The sequence below is a fragment of the Flavobacterium sp. 21.1 genome (assembly GCF_057801535.1).
Window position 1 is genome coordinate 545,906 of sequence record NZ_JBYNXA010000001.1, and the last position, 18,613, is coordinate 564,518.

18 protein-coding genes and 1 tRNA gene are annotated in these 18,613 nt (G+C 37.7%); 8 read left to right on the forward strand and 11 right to left on the reverse strand.

What is annotated here, in order from left to right; translation table 11 throughout:
• Positions 1–84 precede the first annotated feature (84 nt).
• The gene (locus tag AC3E9U_RS02490) at positions 85–777 is read right to left on the reverse strand and encodes a hypothetical protein (protein ID WP_488745325.1); all 693 of its coding nucleotides are present in this window, start codon (positions 775–777) and stop codon (positions 85–87) included.
• Positions 778–1,126: 349 nt separating this feature from the next.
• Between AC3E9U_RS02490 and uvrA the strand changes: the two genes are divergently transcribed.
• The 4 genes from uvrA to AC3E9U_RS02510 all read left to right on the forward strand — a co-directional run bounded on the left by uvrA (position 1,127) and on the right by AC3E9U_RS02510 (position 6,996).
• The gene (uvrA, locus tag AC3E9U_RS02495) at positions 1,127–3,958 is read left to right on the forward strand and encodes an excinuclease ABC subunit UvrA (RefSeq protein WP_488745326.1); all 2,832 of its coding nucleotides are present in this window, start codon (positions 1,127–1,129) and stop codon (positions 3,956–3,958) included.
• Positions 3,959–3,986: 28 nt separating this feature from the next.
• Complete coding sequence (locus AC3E9U_RS02500) at positions 3,987–4,712, forward strand: LOG family protein (RefSeq protein ID WP_488745327.1); 726 nt, start codon at positions 3,987–3,989, stop codon at positions 4,710–4,712.
• A gap of 131 nt (positions 4,713–4,843) precedes the next feature.
• Positions 4,844–5,905 carry a DUF3667 domain-containing protein gene (locus AC3E9U_RS02505; protein WP_488745328.1) on the forward strand — a complete coding sequence of 354 codons (1,062 nt, stop codon included), beginning with the start codon at positions 4,844–4,846 and terminating at the stop codon, positions 5,903–5,905.
• Between the two features lie 62 nt (positions 5,906–5,967).
• A complete protein-coding gene (locus tag AC3E9U_RS02510; protein ID WP_488745329.1) occupies positions 5,968–6,996 on the forward strand; it encodes a M28 family metallopeptidase in 1,029 nt (342 codons plus the stop codon).
• Between the two features lie 54 nt (positions 6,997–7,050).
• On the opposite strand, the gene AC3E9U_RS02515 is transcribed toward AC3E9U_RS02510, so the two are convergent.
• From AC3E9U_RS02515 to AC3E9U_RS02530, 4 genes are all read right to left on the reverse strand, one after another.
• On the reverse strand, positions 7,051–7,380 hold the full coding sequence (locus tag AC3E9U_RS02515) for a YegP family protein (RefSeq protein ID WP_488745330.1): 330 nt from the start codon (positions 7,378–7,380) through the stop codon (positions 7,051–7,053).
• A 94-nt stretch (positions 7,381–7,474) separates the two neighbouring features.
• On the reverse strand, positions 7,475–8,722 hold the full coding sequence (locus AC3E9U_RS02520) for an MFS transporter (protein ID WP_488745331.1): 1,248 nt from the start codon (positions 8,720–8,722) through the stop codon (positions 7,475–7,477).
• Positions 8,723–8,811: 89 nt separating this feature from the next.
• Positions 8,812–9,171 carry a hypothetical protein gene (locus AC3E9U_RS02525; protein ID WP_488745332.1) on the reverse strand — a complete coding sequence of 120 codons (360 nt, stop codon included), beginning with the start codon at positions 9,169–9,171 and terminating at the stop codon, positions 8,812–8,814.
• Between the two features lie 151 nt (positions 9,172–9,322).
• Positions 9,323–10,261 carry an SdiA-regulated domain-containing protein gene (locus AC3E9U_RS02530; protein ID WP_488745333.1) on the reverse strand — a complete coding sequence of 313 codons (939 nt, stop codon included), beginning with the start codon at positions 10,259–10,261 and terminating at the stop codon, positions 9,323–9,325.
• Between the two features lie 225 nt (positions 10,262–10,486).
• On the opposite strand from AC3E9U_RS02530, the gene AC3E9U_RS02535 reads away from it, so the two are divergent.
• Together AC3E9U_RS02535 and AC3E9U_RS02540 are read left to right on the forward strand one after the other, a co-directional pair.
• Positions 10,487–11,560 (forward strand): AI-2E family transporter, encoded by a 1,074-nt coding sequence (locus AC3E9U_RS02535; RefSeq protein ID WP_488745334.1) that lies wholly within the window; start codon positions 10,487–10,489, stop codon positions 11,558–11,560.
• Positions 11,561–11,860: 300 nt separating this feature from the next.
• On the forward strand, positions 11,861–12,337 hold the full coding sequence (locus AC3E9U_RS02540) for a hypothetical protein (RefSeq protein WP_488745335.1): 477 nt from the start codon (positions 11,861–11,863) through the stop codon (positions 12,335–12,337).
• Positions 12,338–12,600: 263 nt separating this feature from the next.
• On the opposite strand, the gene AC3E9U_RS02545 is transcribed toward AC3E9U_RS02540, so the two are convergent.
• From AC3E9U_RS02545 to AC3E9U_RS02570, 6 genes are all read right to left on the reverse strand, one after another.
• Positions 12,601–13,137 (reverse strand): hypothetical protein, encoded by a 537-nt coding sequence (locus AC3E9U_RS02545; protein WP_488745336.1) that lies wholly within the window; start codon positions 13,135–13,137, stop codon positions 12,601–12,603.
• Between the two features lie 35 nt (positions 13,138–13,172).
• Entirely contained in the window at positions 13,173–13,712 is a 540-nt protein-coding gene (locus AC3E9U_RS02550) for a hypothetical protein (protein ID WP_488745337.1), read from the reverse strand.
• 75 nt (positions 13,713–13,787) lie between these two features.
• Positions 13,788–13,863: transfer RNA gene (locus AC3E9U_RS02555), tRNA-His, on the reverse strand.
• A 62-nt stretch (positions 13,864–13,925) separates the two neighbouring features.
• A complete protein-coding gene (gene bshB1, locus AC3E9U_RS02560; protein WP_488745338.1) occupies positions 13,926–14,642 on the reverse strand; it encodes a bacillithiol biosynthesis deacetylase BshB1 in 717 nt (238 codons plus the stop codon).
• A 2-nt stretch (positions 14,643–14,644) separates the two neighbouring features.
• Positions 14,645–15,709 carry an isochorismate synthase gene (locus AC3E9U_RS02565; RefSeq protein ID WP_488745339.1) on the reverse strand — a complete coding sequence of 355 codons (1,065 nt, stop codon included), beginning with the start codon at positions 15,707–15,709 and terminating at the stop codon, positions 14,645–14,647.
• Complete coding sequence (locus AC3E9U_RS02570) at positions 15,702–16,136, reverse strand: PaaI family thioesterase (RefSeq protein ID WP_488745340.1); 435 nt, start codon at positions 16,134–16,136, stop codon at positions 15,702–15,704. The genes AC3E9U_RS02565 and AC3E9U_RS02570 overlap by 8 nt, the downstream gene beginning before the upstream one ends.
• A 153-nt stretch (positions 16,137–16,289) precedes the next feature.
• Here AC3E9U_RS02570 and AC3E9U_RS02575 point away from each other — a divergent pair, with 153 nt between their 5' ends.
• Positions 16,290–17,828 (forward strand): right-handed parallel beta-helix repeat-containing protein, encoded by a 1,539-nt coding sequence (locus AC3E9U_RS02575; RefSeq protein ID WP_488745341.1) that lies wholly within the window; start codon positions 16,290–16,292, stop codon positions 17,826–17,828.
• 25 nt (positions 17,829–17,853) lie between these two features.
• Positions 17,854–18,498, forward strand: coding sequence for a DUF1579 domain-containing protein (locus tag AC3E9U_RS02580; protein ID WP_488745342.1), 645 nt, complete (start codon positions 17,854–17,856; stop codon positions 18,496–18,498).
• Positions 18,499–18,613: the final 115 nt, after the last annotated feature.

Here is an 18,613-nt window from a genome sequence, read left to right on the forward strand (position 1 = left end):
AACTGTTTATTATTTTTTAAATGAAATAGCCCGTCACAAATTGACAGGCTATTCATAAATGTTATTGTGGTGAAATACAGGAAGCTATTTCCCGACAAATCGCAATTTTACTATTCTTAAACCCTCATCGTTATAGCGCTCCCAATAATGATTTTCGAAACGATTATCAAAAACCGGATACTTCCCAGATGTCAATGTAATGTTCCCAGAACTTCCTTCCAGATTTATAGTTCTGCCTCTTGGTACAACTATATTAAGTAATTGTTCGCTCGCGCTTACAAACCTCGGATTCCCACCTACACGAAAGGTTAATGACCCGGCAGAACATATTTCATAATAGCCATCACTATTTGGTGCGCTATTACCACTGCAGGTAAAAATTCCTCCATTTGCTCCCACTAATTTTGCAAAAATGCTATAGGACGAAGTTCCGTCTCCATCAATATCCGAAGATGGCAGTACAAACTTTGATGAACCATCAACGGCAAAATCATCCAATATACTATATGGACCTGGATCAGCTTTAGCTACCAAGAGTTTTGGCCTTCCTCCCAGTGGAACAAAAATAGTATTGGGTAGGTTCGGCCACGTTCCCTGATAATTTTGTGGAACTCCGATAATGTTTAAATCGTAAGATTGACTTACAACTAAATTTTCACTAGCTCTGGTTGTTGAATTTTCATCAGTTTCTGATGATACAGCATCTTCTTTTGCACAGCTAATCACACCCAGCAATGTTGCCAGGGCAACAATTGTTAACAATTTAATGTTTCTCATAAATATCTTAGTTTTGGTTAATAATTCGAAAAAAGCGAATAGGTAGTTGGAGAAAATACAACCTGATTTGTTTTTCGTGGATTAGTTAAGACAAATTTGAACACAAAAATTTGAAGCAAAAAAAAAATATGACTAACTGTATAAAAAATCGTTAATAAGTGATTATCAAGAAATTAAAGTAGAACAAAAACTAAAAAAGATATATTATTAATTGCTTTTTTCGATAATCACAATAATTTATCATTAGAAACATTATTGGTGTTGCATCAATACAAAACCTTTTGAGTTCCATTCTGTAATGTCGGTCTAAAACTGTACCTTTGCGTTTTGCACATCTACTCAACAAATTATGCTAAATACTGAGGATACAATTGAAGTTATTGGCGCTCGTGCCCATAATCTTAAAAACATTGATGTTGTCATTCCGCGTGAAAAACTTGTGGTAATCACCGGGCTTTCGGGTTCGGGAAAATCGTCATTAGCATTTGACACCATTTACGCAGAAGGACAGCGCCGTTATATTGAAACATTTTCCGCTTATGCCCGCCAGTTTTTGGGTGGTTTGGAGCGACCTGATGTGGACAAAATAGACGGACTTTCCCCGGTAATCGCGATTGAGCAGAAAACTACCAGTAAGAGTCCACGTTCGACCGTTGGGACCATTACCGAGATTTATGATTTTCTTAGACTATTGTTCGCAAGAGCCGGAGAAGCATATAGTTACAACACCGGTGAGAAAATGGTGTCCTATTCTGACGATCAGATCAAGGAATTGATTTTTGAGAATTTCGACGGAAAACGCATCAACATATTAGCGCCGATCATCCGTTCCCGTAAAGGACATTACCGTGAATTGTTTGAGCAGATTTCAAAACAGGGGTTTGTAAAAGTACGCGTAGACGGTGAAATCCGTGATTTGGAATTCGGAATGAAAGTCGACCGATACAAAACCCACGATATTGAAACAGTTATCGACAGAATGGCGATTGATTCGACAGAAGATGTTGATAAGCGTCTGACCGAAAGCATCAAAACGGCCATGTATCACGGCGACGGGATTATGATGATTATTGAGCAGGAAAGTCAGGAAGTACGTTATTTTAGTCGAAATCTAATGTGTCCGACTACAGGAATCTCTTATCCGAATCCGGAACCTAACAATTTTTCATTCAACTCACCGAAAGGCGCCTGTCCGCACTGTAATGGCTTGGGAACCGTTAATGAAATCAATCTGTACAAAATTATTCCTAATCCGAAACTATCCATTAAACAAGGTGGATTTGCACCATTAGGTGAACAAAAAAGCACTTGGATTTTCAAACAGCTGGAAATTATTGGCGAGAAATTCGGATTCAAATTAACCGATCCCATTGAATCCATTCCGGAAACGGCTATGGATATGATCCTAAACGGAGGAAACGAGAAATTCTCTGTGGTTTCTAAGGTGATGGGAATTACGAAAGATTATAAAATCGATTTTGAAGGAATATCCAATTTTATCAAAAACCAATACGATGAAAGCGGTTCGGCTTCCATAAAGCGCTGGGCTAAAGAATTCATGGATGAAATCGAATGTCCGGAATGCCATGGGACCCGTCTTCGAAAAGAATCCTTATATTTTAAAATCAACCAAAAGAACATTGGTGAATTATCTTCGATGGATGTTGATGAACTGAGCGAATGGTTTAAGAATCTAGATACGCATTTATCTGAAAAACAAAAAGCCATTGCTGTGGAGGTAGTTAAGGAAATCAAAGCCCGTCTCCAGTTTTTGGTGGATGTGGGACTGAATTATCTTGCCTTGCACCGAAGTTCAAAATCACTTTCGGGTGGTGAAGCACAACGTATACGATTGGCTACACAGATTGGTTCTCAATTAGTGGGAGTTCTTTATATTCTGGATGAACCGAGTATTGGATTACATCAGCGTGATAACGAAAAACTGATTCATTCGCTGGAGCAATTGCGTGACATCGGAAACTCCGTTATTGTGGTGGAGCATGATAAAGACATGATCGAACGGGCGGATTATGTGATTGATATCGGTCCGAAAGCAGGTCGTTTTGGCGGGGAAATCATAAGCATCGGAACTCCGGCCGAATTACTTAAAGAATCAACCATTACGGCACAATTCCTGAATGGTCAGATGGAGATCGCCGTTCCGAAAACACGTCGTGAAGGCAACGGAAAGTTTTTGAAATTATCGGGAGCGACCGGAAACAACTTAAAAAATGTTTCGGTGGAATTTCCTTTAGGTCAGTTGATTTGTGTTACCGGAGTTTCTGGAAGCGGAAAATCGACCTTGATCAATGAAACGCTTTACCCTATTCTGAACACCCATTTCTTTAATGCCGTTAAAAAACCACAGCCTTTTAAAACGATTGAGGGACTGGAATATATCGACAAAGTAATTGACATTGACCAAAGTCCGATCGGGCGTACACCGCGCTCCAATCCGGCGACTTATACCGATGTTTTCTCTGAAATCAGAAGTTTGTATACGCAGACGCCTGAGGCCATGATTCGCGGATATAAACCGGGACGTTTCAGTTTTAATGTTTCGGGCGGACGTTGCGAAACCTGCGAAGGATCAGGTGTAAGAACCATTGAAATGAGTTTCCTTCCGGATGTTTATGTGGAATGTGAAACCTGTCAGGGAAAACGCTTTAACCGGGAAACGCTTGAAATCCGATATAAAGGAAAATCGATTTCTGATGTATTGGAAATGACTGTGGATGAAGCCGTTCCGTTCTTTGAAAACATTCCGAAGATCTATCGTAAAATCAAAACCATACAGGATGTAGGATTAGGCTATATTACTCTAGGACAACAAAGTACAACACTTTCCGGTGGTGAAGCACAACGAATTAAACTGGCGACTGAGTTGTCTAAAAAAGATACCGGAAACACGTTTTATATTCTTGATGAGCCTACAACCGGATTGCATTTTGAAGATATCCGCGTATTAATGGATGTAATCAACAAATTGGTTGACAAAGGAAATACTGTTTTGATCATTGAACACAACATGGATGTGATCAAGCTAGCCGATTACATTATCGACATTGGTTATGAAGGTGGAAAAGGCGGCGGCGAACTGATTGCCAAAGGAACTCCGGAGGAAATCATCAAAAATAAGCGAAGTTATACCGCACAATTCCTCAAAAAAGAGTTATCTTAGTAGACTAACTTTTACACAATGGAAAAAGATGATGAAAGACGATTATTTAAATGATGACGACAGAATCCAGGATAAATTCAAACAAAAAACCTGGAATGAGATTCGTGCCAACGATTCATGGGCTATTTTTAAAATTATGTCGGAATTCGTTAACGGTTATGAATCAATGGGGCGAATCGGTCCCTGTGTTACCATATTTGGTTCCGCAAGAACGCAGCCCGACACCAAATATTACATTTTAGCAGAAAAGATTGCTTATAAGATCAGTCAGGCCGGTTATGGCGTCATCACGGGCGGAGGTCCCGGAATCATGGAAGCCGGAAACAAAGGAGCCCATTTAGGCAATGGAACTTCGGTAGGTTTAAATATTGATTTACCTTTTGAACAGCATCATAACCCCTACATTGACAAGGACAAGAACCTTAATTTTGATTATTTCTTTGTTCGTAAAGTAATGTTCGTAAAATATTCCCAGGGATTCGTAGTAATGCCGGGTGGTTTTGGAACTTTAGATGAATTTTTTGAGGCGGTTACCCTTATCCAAACCAAAAAAATAGGCAAATTCCCTATTATCCTTGTGGGAAGAAGCTTTTGGTCCGGACTGTTGGAATGGATCAAAAACGTCTTGATCGACGAAGAACACAATGCCAGTGTTGAAGATATGGACTTAATAAAAGTCGTAGATACCGAAGATGAAGTTCTTGAAGTACTGGATAGTTTCTATAAAAAATACAACCTCAGTCCGAACTTTTAAAACATCAACAGCCTTCATTTTGAAGGCTTTTTTATTTAAAATCAGACAGATACATCAGAATTGAAAAGATAAGAAAAGTACTTCTTTCAAAAAAAATTCATAACTTTATTTACGGTAAACCATTTTCTGCCATGAGTAAAGGAACACTTCGTGAAGACAAAACCTGTTTGAACTGCGGCACTTACGTTGAAGATCGTTTTTGTCCGCAGTGTGGCCAGGAAAATACGGAAACGAGAAAATCATTTCACTTCTTATTTACTCATTTTGCCGAAGATCTTGTTCATTATGACAGCGGTTTTTGGAATACCATGAAATACCTCCTCTTCAACCCTGCCCGTCTCACCCGGGAATATCTTTCGGGGAGAAGAAAAAGTTTCGTCGTTCCCATCAAACTTTATATTTTCATAAGTTTCATTACCTTCTTTATCACCGGATTTCTGGTAAATCTGGACGATATGGATGTTAATGACAATGACGGACCCATATCTGTAAAAGAAAGACCAAAAAAAGAAGGGCTCAATATTAATTATACCACAGATGGCCCCATTAGTGATAAAGTGATTTCAAACAGTGGTGAAAAAGTGGTTTCCAACAGTACCGAAAAAATAATTTCAAAAAGTGATAAATACGGTTGGATGCCTGGGTATAAATCGGTGCACGAACTTGATTCTGTTCAGAAATCACGTCCGGAAAAAGATAAATTATCAGCAGTGCAATATTGGTTTACCAAAAGATGTGTTTCCGTTGCAGAACATAATACAATGCAGCAGGCTTTCAAGAAATCAGCAGAACTTTTTATCCGAAATCTGCCAAAACTGCTCTTTTTTTACATGCCGTTCTTCGCCTTCTGGCTATGGCTGTTCCACGGAAAGAAACGTTGGTATTATTTTGACCACGGAATTTTTACGCTTCATTATTTCTCCTTCCTTCTTCTGCTGACAAGCCTTGTCATGCTCTTACAATTACTTTTGAGCCTGGGTAATGCAATTGTTTTGGATATCCTTCAGGCCCTTTTGTATACTATTTTGATGTTCTGGCCTATCATTTATTTTTACAAGGCCCATAAACGACTTTATGGCGAAAGGAAAATCGTTTCTTTCCTGAAGAGTTCCGCCTTATTTTTAATGAATTTCATCACATTTTGGACCATACTCGCATTATATGGTTTATATACTTTTATGAGTATCCATTAAAAATTACTTTTATATTGAAACAAAATCCGCCTTTTTGGTACTAATAAGCAAATACATCGTCTATGAAAAAGATATTGATTCTAAGTTTAGCACTTACGCTTAGTTTTTTGAGCTGTACTTCACAGCAAAAACTTACGGAGGATAAGAAAACAGAAGCTAAAGACTACATGAACTTAATAAGTTCTGAAAACTTAAAGAAAAACCTGTTTGTTATCGCTTCTGATGAAATGGAAGGCAGAAATACCGGAGAACCGGGTCAGAAAAAAGCCGGGGAATATATCATTAATCAGTACAAACAAATGGGCGTTCCCTATCCTAAAGGAGCGGACAGTTACTATCAAAAAGTGCCGTCTGAATTCATGAAAAAAGGATTCGGACCCAAATTGAACGATTCTGAAAACATCTGGGCATATATCGAAGGTTCTGAAAAACCTAATGAAGTATTGATTATTTCTGCGCATTATGACCACGTGGGAATGAAAAACGGTGATGTTTACAATGGCGCGGATGATGACGGATCCGGAACAGTAGCTTTAATTGAAATTGCAAAAGCGTTTATGGAAGCTAAAAAAGCCGGCCACGGACCAAAACGTTCCATCTTATTCCTTCACGTAACGGGCGAAGAGCACGGACTTCATGGTTCAAGATATTATTCCGAGAATCCTTTGTTCCCGATTGCCAATACTATTACTGATATCAATATCGACATGATTGGTCGTCGCGACAACTTGAATCCGAACGACAACAATTATATTTACGTAATTGGTTCTGACCGTTTAAGTTCTGATTTGCACCGTATGAATGAAGAAGCAAACAAAGAATCCGTAAATCTGCGTTTGGATTACAAATACAACGACAGAAACGATCCGGAACAGATCTATTATCGTTCCGACCACTACAATTTTGCTAAAAAAGGAATTCCTGCGATCTTCTTTTTCAACGGTATCCATGATGATTACCATAAATCCACAGATACTCCGGATAAGATCGAATATGATTTGTTAGCTAAACGTGCTAAACTGGCTTTTACCTTAGCCTGGAAGCTGACCAACAGCGAAAAGCGACCGGTAGTTGACAAAGACGGTAAATAAATAAAAAAAGCTCCAATTTACTTTGGAGCTTTTTTTATTTTTATGTTGCTTCGGTTACAAATCTTCTTTCACTAATGCATCAGGAGCATTTTTCTTTACCGATTCGATTCCGTTTTCACGGGCAGCAACCGATTCGTACATTTCACTGGTTCCAATGGTTTGTCCGTTAGTGGCCTTTAAATTGAAATAAGGTTTTCCGTTTTTCGACTCCAATCGATCAAATCTTGCATCATCCTGCGAATTTTTCCTGACCGATTCTATTCCGTTATCGCAGGCCGCTTTTGTAGTATACCATTCACTAACTAAAATAATCTGTCCGTTCCCTGCTTTCAAAACAAACTGAAATTCACCGTTTGCTCTCTTTGTAATTAAAAATGATCCCATGAATATGATGTTATTGATTAATAATAGTTTACTACTAAAATAATCAGATTTTATTTAAAAATAAAGAAATTCGGAATTTAATTTAAGAAATAAATTACACTTTAAGCTCATCCAATTCAATAATTTCTTTAGCAGGATTATCAAGTTCCTCCATTCGAAATCTGATTATCAGTGCAGAAATAACAGTTATCCCTCCAATCAGGAAAATAGCATATTCTATCCCGAAAACATCAGCAGTGATTCCGGAAATAAAAGCGCCAAACGCGTAGCCCAAATCCCTCCACAAACGAAAAGTTCCAATACTTTCCGCACGTTGCTTCGGACTCGTAGCCTGTGCTACTGTCGCCAGAAAGGTTGGATAAACCAAAGCCGTTCCCAATCCTAAAAGTGCTGAAATAACAGCAAACTGAAAAAAACTTTCACTGAACGGAATGGCTAAAACGCCTACTCCCTGTAACAACATTCCCCAAAACAGCATTGCTTTTTTTGAATATAAATCAGCCATTTTTCCGGTGAAAAGTTGCCCTATTCCCCAAATGGTGGGATAAATTGCGGTTAAGATTCCGATATTTTCCGTGTTATAATTCAATGAGAGTAAGACGATCGGGAGCAGTCCCCAAACCATTCCGTCGTTCAGATTGTTTACCAAACCCGCTTGTGTTACCGCACTCAGCGTCTTATTTTTAAAGGTAGTTTCAAAAAACACATTATCTAAATGTTCTTTAGTATCCGAAACACTTTCCTTATGTACAAACAATCGCGTATCTTCCACACAAAAGAACGTGAGTAAAAAGCCTGTAATTGAGATGAAAATCCCTATGTAAAAAGGATAAGGTGTGACGCCATATAAATTTGCTATGTACCCTGAAAGAAAAGCAATAACTCCAACGGCTAAGTAACCGGCAAACTCATTCAATCCCATCGCAAAACCGCGGTCTTTTTCACCTACAAGATCAATTTTCATTACCACCGTGCTGCTCCAGGTAAGTCCCTGACTTGCGCCCAACAATACGTTGGCAAAAATAACCCAACTCCAACTTGGAGCATAAATAAGTAAAAAAGGAATCGGAAGTGCTAAAAACCAACCGAAAAGCAACAAATTCTTTCTTCCGAATCTGTTCGCCAATCTGCCGGTAAAATAATTTGTAAAGGCTTTGGTTATCCCAAAGGCCGTAATGAAAGAAAGTATGGCTGTTTTGGATGCTACTCCGAATTCAAGATTGGCAAATTGCGGAAAGATGGTGCGCTCCATCCCGATCATTCCTCCTACGAAGGCATTGACGACGACTAAGATCGAAAACTGCTTCCAATTCTCCTTTAACCCAAGTTTTATGTGCTCCATAATTTATCAGAAGATACACTGCATCAACACAAATTACTTAATTATTTACCTGATTGACCGTAACTTTTGTTACATGATTCAATCGCAAATTAAGAAGCCTTACAGCATCCGTCCAAATTTTCGTAGGCCTGCGGGTCCGCTTTAACTTCATCGGCATCATATCCTAACTTACTTATAGCCAATTTTATAGTCTGTAAATCGGTTTTCTTCGGATTATAATAAATGGTGAATGTCATTGCTTTATCATCCAACTCATACATTTTCAAACCTTTTATTTTAAGCATTTCCGTTTTGAACTTCAAGCCGCAGGTTTCGCATTCTTTGCAATGATCGCAGTATAAAACGGTTTTAATAACCGCCTTTTCATTGCTTTTTTGCTGCGCCATTACCGTATTGGAAGCAAAAATCAAAGTGATAAATAACAGAAGTGATTTTATTAAAGATTTCATATTCAATGGATTGTTTTCGATTTTTTTAATTTTTTCTCTCTCTCATTACAGACAGTAACTTGTAGTGCCGTAGATTTCATTCAGGGTTTAAAAATACTTTTTTAATTTCAAAAACAATGCTTTATGTTATAATTCTGATGAATTATATAATCTATTTGATAAGTTTATAGAGGAGTAATGTCGGAACTAAACCTGCCGCTTCATTTGTAATGATCATGGTTCCGTCTTTGAGAAACGTTATTCCTTCTGGTTTTGCAAATAAGTTCTCATTGAGCTTTTCCATACTTATTATTTTCCCTTTTTCATCAATCACCAGAAGTAACCTGTCGGCCGCGGAGATGATATAAATATTGAAAGTGTACGGGTGAATCGCCAGACTTGAAGGTCTGAAATTAAAGGGTTTGAGTTTCCCCGTTGCTGTTCGGCTTTGTTGAATAATTTTGAATTTTTTGGCAGCAGCTTCTAAATCAACGGTATTAATACTGTACACGGGATTGCGGTTCAGCTTATTTTGGGACAGATCATATTCATAAATGAATCGTTCCGACTTATAATTGGGGTTCACAGGTTTATTCTTTGCGGCAATCAGCAGACGATTATTTCTGCTGTCAAAGCAAAGTCCTTCATTATTTGTGGTTTGAAGTGGTAAAGCCAAATGAAAAATGTCACCTGCACCTGTTTTAGGATCAAAATTTCTCCATTCTGTTAAACGCCCGTCGCTTCTCAGTATAAAAAGGGATTTACCAGTGAAAGTTAATCCTTCAAAATCACCCAGACTGTCAAATTTATGTTTGGCTATGATGGTGTTTTTCTGAAAATTATAAATAAAAACGGTTCCGATCTCATCCTGTACACAGGCAATGTGAGTCGAATCAATATCCGTAAGTCCCGAAACTTCTTCCAGAATAGCAGGCAACTCGTATTTTTTGTCCGGCTGATTCAGATTGTATGGAATCCCGGAATGAATACTGTCGGTTCTTTCGGATACTCGGTTCTGAATCTTTAAACCGGTAGTAGGCTTTTTCGCGGTTTGCGATTCACAACTGGAAACCAAAAAACAGCACAGCAGTATGATGTTGATTCTATTCATAATCTTCTGATTAATAGCACTAAAACAAATATACGAAAGAAGTTTCGGTTCTGTGTGAGCGGATAATTGCCTTGTTCTCCCAATCAAAAAAGGAAAAGAACAATATTGGGAAATACGAAACTATAACTTTTTGTTTATTTCGGAAGATAATCTTGCCATAAATCACTAATTTTATATTCTTCCTGTCATATAAACCACTGATTTTTAACCAACAAACATCAGCTTATGACGATTAACGACAAATCAATTACACAAAAATTACTACTGTTCATTTTAGTGGTTACCGGTTTGTATTTCGCAAAAGCTTTTCTGATGCCACTACTTATCGGAGGTCTTTTGGCTACTCTTTTTTTACCTGTCTGTAAATGGATGGAAAAGAAAAAAGTATCCAAGGGATTAGCTGTTTTTTTCTGTCTGATGTTGTTGTTACTAATCATTGCGGGATTTGTGGTGCTTTTATCCTGGAAGGTTTCAGAAGTAATCATTGATATTGATATGGTAAAACAGAAAATCATTGAGGCCAGAGATTACACACAGCAAAATATCTTAAATCACCTAGGCATTACCATTGAAGATCAGAATGTAATCCTGAAAAAAGAACAACAATCCTTCGCCCACATTATACCGTTCATTATCGGTTCATTAGCTCAATTACTTGCCCATTTTGTTCTTACATTAGTTTACTTTCTTCTTTTACTCTATTACCGTTCTCACCTTAAAAATTTCATCCTTCAACTCTCAAGTCCTTCGCAACAAAGTGAAATCGAAAAAATCATTTACAGTTCTTCAAACATCGCTCAGCAATACTTGGTCGGATTGTCCAAAATGATTATGTGTTTATGGGTAATGTACAGCATTGGATTTAGCCTTTTGGGTGTAAAAAACGCAATTTTGTTTGCCATCCTTTGTGGATTATTGGAAATTATTCCATGGATCGGAAATATAATCGGCACTACACTTACAGTACTAGTCTCGGCATTGCATGGCGCGAGTTTTCCATTATTAGGCGGAATTGTGCTTGTGTATGGTACGATCCAGTTCGTTCAGGGATTCGTATTACAACCGATAATTGTAGGGCCACAAATACGAATCAATTCACTCTTCACTATAATAGCGCTTGTAATAGGAGAATTGCTATGGGGAATTCCGGGGATCATTCTTGCCATACCAATGACTGCCATATTGAAAATCCTCTGTGATCATATTAACCCTCTTAAACCGTATGGTTTTTTGATTGGCGATACTGTAAAAAAACGTACCAGCCTCATCACAACAATAAAAAACCGTTTAAAAAAATAAATCCGTCAAGACGATTATTGTTTTTAATACGTCAAAATATCACAGAAAGACTATCTTAAGCATATATTTAGAAAATACAATGCATTAATAATCAATAATATAACTAACTTTACACTTTATTTCAATATAGCACTACTTGCACACACGTAAAAGTGTAGAATGAACTATAAACACAGATTTTAAATAATTATGATTTGTGTTAAGGAAGATGGATGAGGAAATGACGGACTACCCCCAAAACGCATGGAATCGATATAATTTTGATGTTTTTTCCCAAAAAAACTAAACAACAAAAATATAATGAGAAAATCAATATTAATACTGACCATATCCTTTTTTATGGTTGGATTACTGGGAATAAGTTGCAGATCAGACGCAGATAGTGAAGCAAATGCAGATGATGTTACATTAAGTCCTGCAGCAATTCAAGATGCAAAAGAAGAGGAAATGTTAGACGAAATGCATGAAAAGAATATCGCCTACCATGACAGTTCTGAATGGAACCAATATAAAAAAGAAGCCGAAGCAAAACTCAAAGCCAATGAAAAGCGAATCGACCTTTTGAAAATGGAAATCCAAAAAACAGCAAAGAAAACAGATGATGCCAATTTGAAAAATATAAGTCAGATTGAAAAAAGAAATGCCGAATTGAACTCTAAAGTGGAGAGTTACACCGTTAGTCATGATAGTGACTGGGAAGACTTTAAAAAAGAGATCAACTTTGAGTTGGATAAAATTGAAAAATCGCTCAAAGAAGTTGCGGCAAACAAGAAGTAAAATAAGTTTTTAGATATTCAAAAATACTTAAATAAAAAAGCTCCGAATTTCTTCGGAGCTTTTTCTGTGTTAAGGGTGAATGAGGGGTCTCGAACCCCCGACCTTCGGAACCACAATTTTATATTTGAAAAATCACAACGTGTTTGCTAGGATTACAAGATGTTATTTTCTAATTTTTAATGTAAATCGTGTTCAGTTTTTGTGTTCTACAATTCTAATATTCCTAAAGCGAATTTCAGGTCTTATTTGACGGTAAATGTTTTTTACTGCACGGTAAATTCAATTTTCCCCTCACTATTCCAACCTTCAATGTTTGTGTCAAGTCTATAACGATTACATTTACTACTACCTTGAAAATGTAGCGACCCACCAGAGTAGAAAGAATAGTCACCAACTTTATTCAATTTAACCTTAATTTCTAATTCATAATTTGATGTAGAAACATTATAAAAAGCATTAAACCAATTTCTTTCCTGTCCTTGAGACCCTGAAATAAAAGTTACTGAATTTCCATCAAAAAGATAAGTAGATTCAAATTCTAAATTTGCGGCCATGTCATTCGTTAACTGAAATAGATTTTTCTCTTCTCCAAAATAAACATTCGTAGAAGGAATAACCATCTTAAATATAACTTCATCTCCAATATTGTAACTTGTTTGTGATGGAGTTAACGTAATTAAATTATCAACTCTTGTTGAGCTACCATAATCATAACAATCTTCCTCTCCTTCCAGTGGGCAACCAGTTAAGAGTGTTAACAGAAAAAATAATCCTAAAAATTTTATTATTTTAATATTCATCCAAATAATTCATTTAATTGTTTGATAGTAAAAATTTACTGTACGATAAATTCGATCTTACCATCACTATTCCAACCTTCTATATTAGTTTCGATTGAATAACGATTACACTTTGAATCTCCCTGAAATTCCATATATTCTCCCGAAATCATAGAATACAGACCCCTTCTTAAAAGTTTAATCTTGATTTCCAATTCATAATTTTTTGTAACACTGTTGTACGAAACATTTAACCAACCTCCGTTATGTCCTTCTACTGAACCTTTAATAAAAGTAACCTCATTGTCATTAAGAAAAATTGGATTTGCGTATAGTCTTGCATTATAATCTCTCGTTTCTTCAAACAAATTTACTGGATTTCCAAAAAAAGAATTTGTTGACGGGATTTCTACTTTATAAGTAATAATATCTCCTACAGTATATGTTGGTTGTAATGGTGATATAGTTACTAAATCATTTACTCTTGTCCCACCTCCATAATCATAACACTCTTCTTCCACTCCAGGACAGCCGGTTAGTGTCATCATTAAGATAAACAATCCTAAAAATTTTATTATTTTAATATTCGAAATCATATACAATTTTTAAAAAACACGGTAATTTTAGGCATAAAAAAAGCTCCTAGTTTCCTAGAAGCTTTTATGTAGTAAGGGTGAATGAGGGGTCTCGAACCCCCGACCTTCGGAACCACAATCCGACGCTCTAACCAACTGAGCTACAATCACCATTTGATTACGGGTGCAAATATAGGGGTTTTATCAGTTTTCGCAAATAATTTTTTAAAAAAATTATCGCAAATCTCCTAAACTATTGACAGCCAAATATCTTTCAACCGTAAAACCTTCCGCAAAATCAGTACCAATAAGCCTTCCGAGGTCCTGTGCACGGTAAATCAGACTGTCTTTAAAGTTTTTGGTGGCTATTGGCGTGATTGGTTCATTGGAATTCGGTTCATAAAACTGCGAACTGTAAGCCATAATTGCTTCCACTTTTTTCTCTATAAATCCGGTCACATCGACTACGAAGTCCGGCTCAATATTCTTCCATTGGATGTAATGATATACTAATTTCGGACGGTAGGCTTCCTGTGGTGCACCATCCATTTCCGTTTCGATTCGGCGCAAACCCGAAAGAAAACAGGCATCAGAAACCAGTTTACTTCCCTTTGCGTGATCGATATGACGATCGTCTATGGCATTGCACAAAACGATTTCCGGTTGGTATTTTCGGATCATTTTGATGACTTCCAACTGATGCTGTTCATCATTTACGAAAAATCCATCGCGGAATCTCAGGTTTTCACGAACAGCCACGCCCATGATTTCAGCCGCATCAGCCGCTTCTTTATCGCGTATTTCTGCCGAACCGCGCGTACCCAGTTCTCCCCGAGTCAAATCAACAATTCCGACTTTTTTACCGAGCGAAATTTCTTTGGCAATTGTAGCGCCACAGCCTAATTCAACATCATCGGGATGTGCCCCGAAAGCAAGTATATCAAGTTTCATATTTAATTCAGGATTTTTTTCATGGTCATTGATTTATTAACGGTTTCCAGGAATTCCTTCTGCGGATCACTGTCTTTGGTAATACCACAACCTATAAACAAATGCGCCTTATTATCTTTTATTTTCATACATCGTAAATTGACGAACAAATCGGAATTTTCACTTCGTCCGGTAACAAAATCCATATTCAGTTCCCCTAAAAAACCGGCGTAATATTCGCGGTCATGTTGTTCATTCTGCAAAATGAAATCTTTGGCCAATAACTTCGGATAACCGCAAACGGCCGGCGTCGGATGCAAAATTTTCAACACCTGTTTCAGACTGTTGGCATCATTCATTTTAGCGGAAATATCGGTTTTAATGTGCAAAAGATTCCCTGCATAAGCTGTATACGGACTGGAAACCACCTGTTCCGAAACATGATCCTTAAGATTTTCAAGTATGAAATCAGTTACCAGTTGCTGTTCGTCTTTTTCTTTCTGCTTCCAGATTACTTCTTCTTTACCTTTATTAACTTTGGTTCCCGCTAAGGCAACCGTGTGTATTTCAAAGTCTTTCACTTTTAAAAGCTGTTCCGGAGTTGCTCCCATCCACATGCCTATTTTCGGATGAAAAAAACAGTATTTAAAGGCCTGCGGGTAATTATTCAACAGCTTCTGAAAAAAATCGGTTACTTCAAAATGATCCAGATTTACGATCTCTTCTCTGGAAAGCACTACTTTTTTGAAGTATCCGGAATTGATTTCATCTACAGCCTTTTCAACCAGATGTTCAAAATCATGTTTTGCCTTTTCATCCATTTCATAAAAAACAGCTGGAGTATCAACAACAGGATGGTTTTCAAAAGGCTCGACCATCACATTCAGATGAATTTCCGGTAAAAGCACATAATTTTCTCCGTCGAAAGGCGCAAATACAAAACCGTTCTCCTCAAACGATTCCAAGAAATACAAATGATCGTTGCGTTGAAACAACCCCACAATTTCTTTGGAATTCGGCTTAGAGTACAAAACAAAAGGAAGCTGCTGCTCCTGATGTGTTTTTACTTTCAGAAATATATCAGTCATGTTTCTTTTTTCTTGGTAGCACCATAGTGGTGAGTTTGCAAAGTGAAACCAGTTTGTTCTCTTCATCAACAATTCTGATTTCCCATAAATGGATACTGGCGCCTTTATGAATGATTTTTGCCGTAGCGGTCACCATTCCTTCACGTTTGCTTCGTAAATGATTGGCTGATATTTCAATGCCTCGCACTTCCTGTTTTTCACCATTAACAAACATCATGGACGCTGCACTTCCGACACTTTCGGCCAGGGCTACAGAAGCACCTCCATGCAAAAGTCCCATTGGCTGATGTACTCGTGGATTTACCGGCATGGTGGCAGTCAGAAAATCTTCACCGGCATCGGTAAAATGAATTTCCAGCGTTTCCATCAATGTGTTTTTACCATAAGAATTACAACGCTGAAGTGTTTTATCTTTATCAAATGACATATTTTTCTCTTTAGAAGTGTAAATTTATGAAATGTCCCGTCAAATTAACCACATCCTTATAAACTAATTTGTTTTAAAAAACGTTCTAAAGCATAAGATAATCTGTATCAAAATTTAAAAAAAATCAATACTTTTACCAAAATAAGCTTTTTTATGCGTCATTACATTTATATACTTTTTATTGCTTTTGGACTTTCCCTTACCTCCTGTCGTCAGGATTTCGACTTTGAGCCCAGTACGGGCGGTCTGGAATTTTCAAAACAAACCGTATATCTCGATACAGTTTTCACCAATATCGGTTCGAGTACCTATACGCTTAAAGTGTATAACAATAGTGACAAAGACATCGAAATTCCGACACTTAAATTAGCACAGGGAGAAAACTCCAAGTATCGCCTAATGGTGGACGGAATTCCCGGAAAAGTATTTAACAATGTGGAACTGCTGGCCAAGGACAGTATGTTCATTTTCATAGAAACGACTATCGATTACAGTGAATATGCCAATCCGGATTCGCAATACTTATACACGGATAAAATCGAATTTCATAACATCAGTGGCGCTCCGCAAACCGTTGATTTGGTTACGCTGGTGAGAGATGCTTATTTCCTTTACCCAAAAAGAGACAGTGAAGGAACTTATGAAACCATTCCAATTGATGGACAACAGGTTTACGGATTCTTTTTAGACCACAATGACCCCGCAAACGGTGACGAATACCATTGGAACAATACAAAACCCTATGTAATATACGGCTTGGCCGCAGTCCCCACCGGAGAGACGCTAAATATTGACCCAGGCGCAAAAATTCATTTTCATGCGGATGCCGGTTTGATCATAGGAAGTAACGCTACAATAAATTCTATCGGAGGCATTTCAACTTACGATTCCGAAGGAAATATTATAGATGATAACGAAATCGTTTTTGAAAGCGACCGTCTTGAACCCAGTTTTTCTGATGTTCCAGGGCAATGGTTAACCGTTTGGATGACCCAGGACAGTAACGGTACTTTCCAGAACACAACCATTAAAAATGCTACGGTTGGCTTACTGATCGATAAAAATTTAGGAACCGTGAACATGAGAGATGTTCAGATTTATAATTGTTCCAATGTCGGCATCTTAGCCCGTACCGGCACCATTGACGGAAAAAATGTAGTAATCAACAACTGCGGTCAGGCAGGATTAGCCTGTTCTTATGGCGGTAATTACAATTTCACACATTGTACGTTTGCGAATTTCTGGCCAAGACCAAATCAGGTTCCCGTTGCCATTGACAACGGAACAGATGAACTTCAAATCGATCTTACCAATGCCAATTTCACTAATTGCATTATTTACGGATCGAGCAGTTACGGCATTTCACTGACACCAAAAGGCACAGCCGCTTTTAATTATAATTTCAAAAACTGTCTGATCAAATTTATCGATTTCGGACAATTCGAAGAGGATCCATTATATCCGATCGCCAATACAGCGAATTACCCTAACTGTATTATAGCCAGAAATTCGTCCACTAACCTGCCACATTTTCTTAATCCGCAAAATAACAAGTTAAACATCGGGGATAACTCTGCCGCCAATGGAACCGCGGATCCTGCATTTTCAACATTTAATGATATCTTAAACCAGCCGAGAACAGATCTGACGACAGATATGGGCGCCTATAATTCTATTGTTTTTCCAAATTAATTATTAACCAAAACCAAAAATAATTATGAACAAAACAATTTTAACCTTAGCAGTTGCATCACTGACACTGATCTCCTGTAAAAAAGAAGAAGAGAAAAAAGCAGAAACCCCTGCAGCTACAGAACCAGCAGCTGCGGAAGCTCCGATGGCTGCTCCGGATTCAGCCGCTATTTCCAAAGCATTCACAGAATATGCCGCCGTTGGTGAGGCACACAAAATGATGGCCATGGAAGACGGAAAATGGACAGGCGACATGACCATGTGGATGTTTGCCAATGATCCCAAACCGATGAAAAGCACCACCACCGCCGAGTACAAAATGGTGTTAGGCGGCCGTTATCAGGAAGGTATTTATAAAGGAAATTTCATGGGCATGCCATTTGAAGGAAAAGGTACCCTAGCTTATGATAACGCAAGCCAGGAATACATTTCTACCTGGATCGACAACATGGGAACAGGAGTTATGATCATGAAAGGAAAATACGATCCTGCCGCAAAAATGCTGAGTTTTGAAGGCGACATCGTAGATCCGGTTACAAAAAAGACCAAAAAAATGAGAGAAACGATTACTGTGGTTGATGAAAACACCCGTAAAATGGAAATGTATGATACCGGTTATGACGGAAAAGAATACAAAAACATGGAAATCATTTCGACCAGAAAGAAATAATACATGTATGAATAATACTGTAAAAGCACAAGGTAAATCTTGTGCTTTTTTTATGAAAACAAACTTTGTCAACTGACTTTTTTAGAATAAATTTGCACTTTAAAAACAACAACAC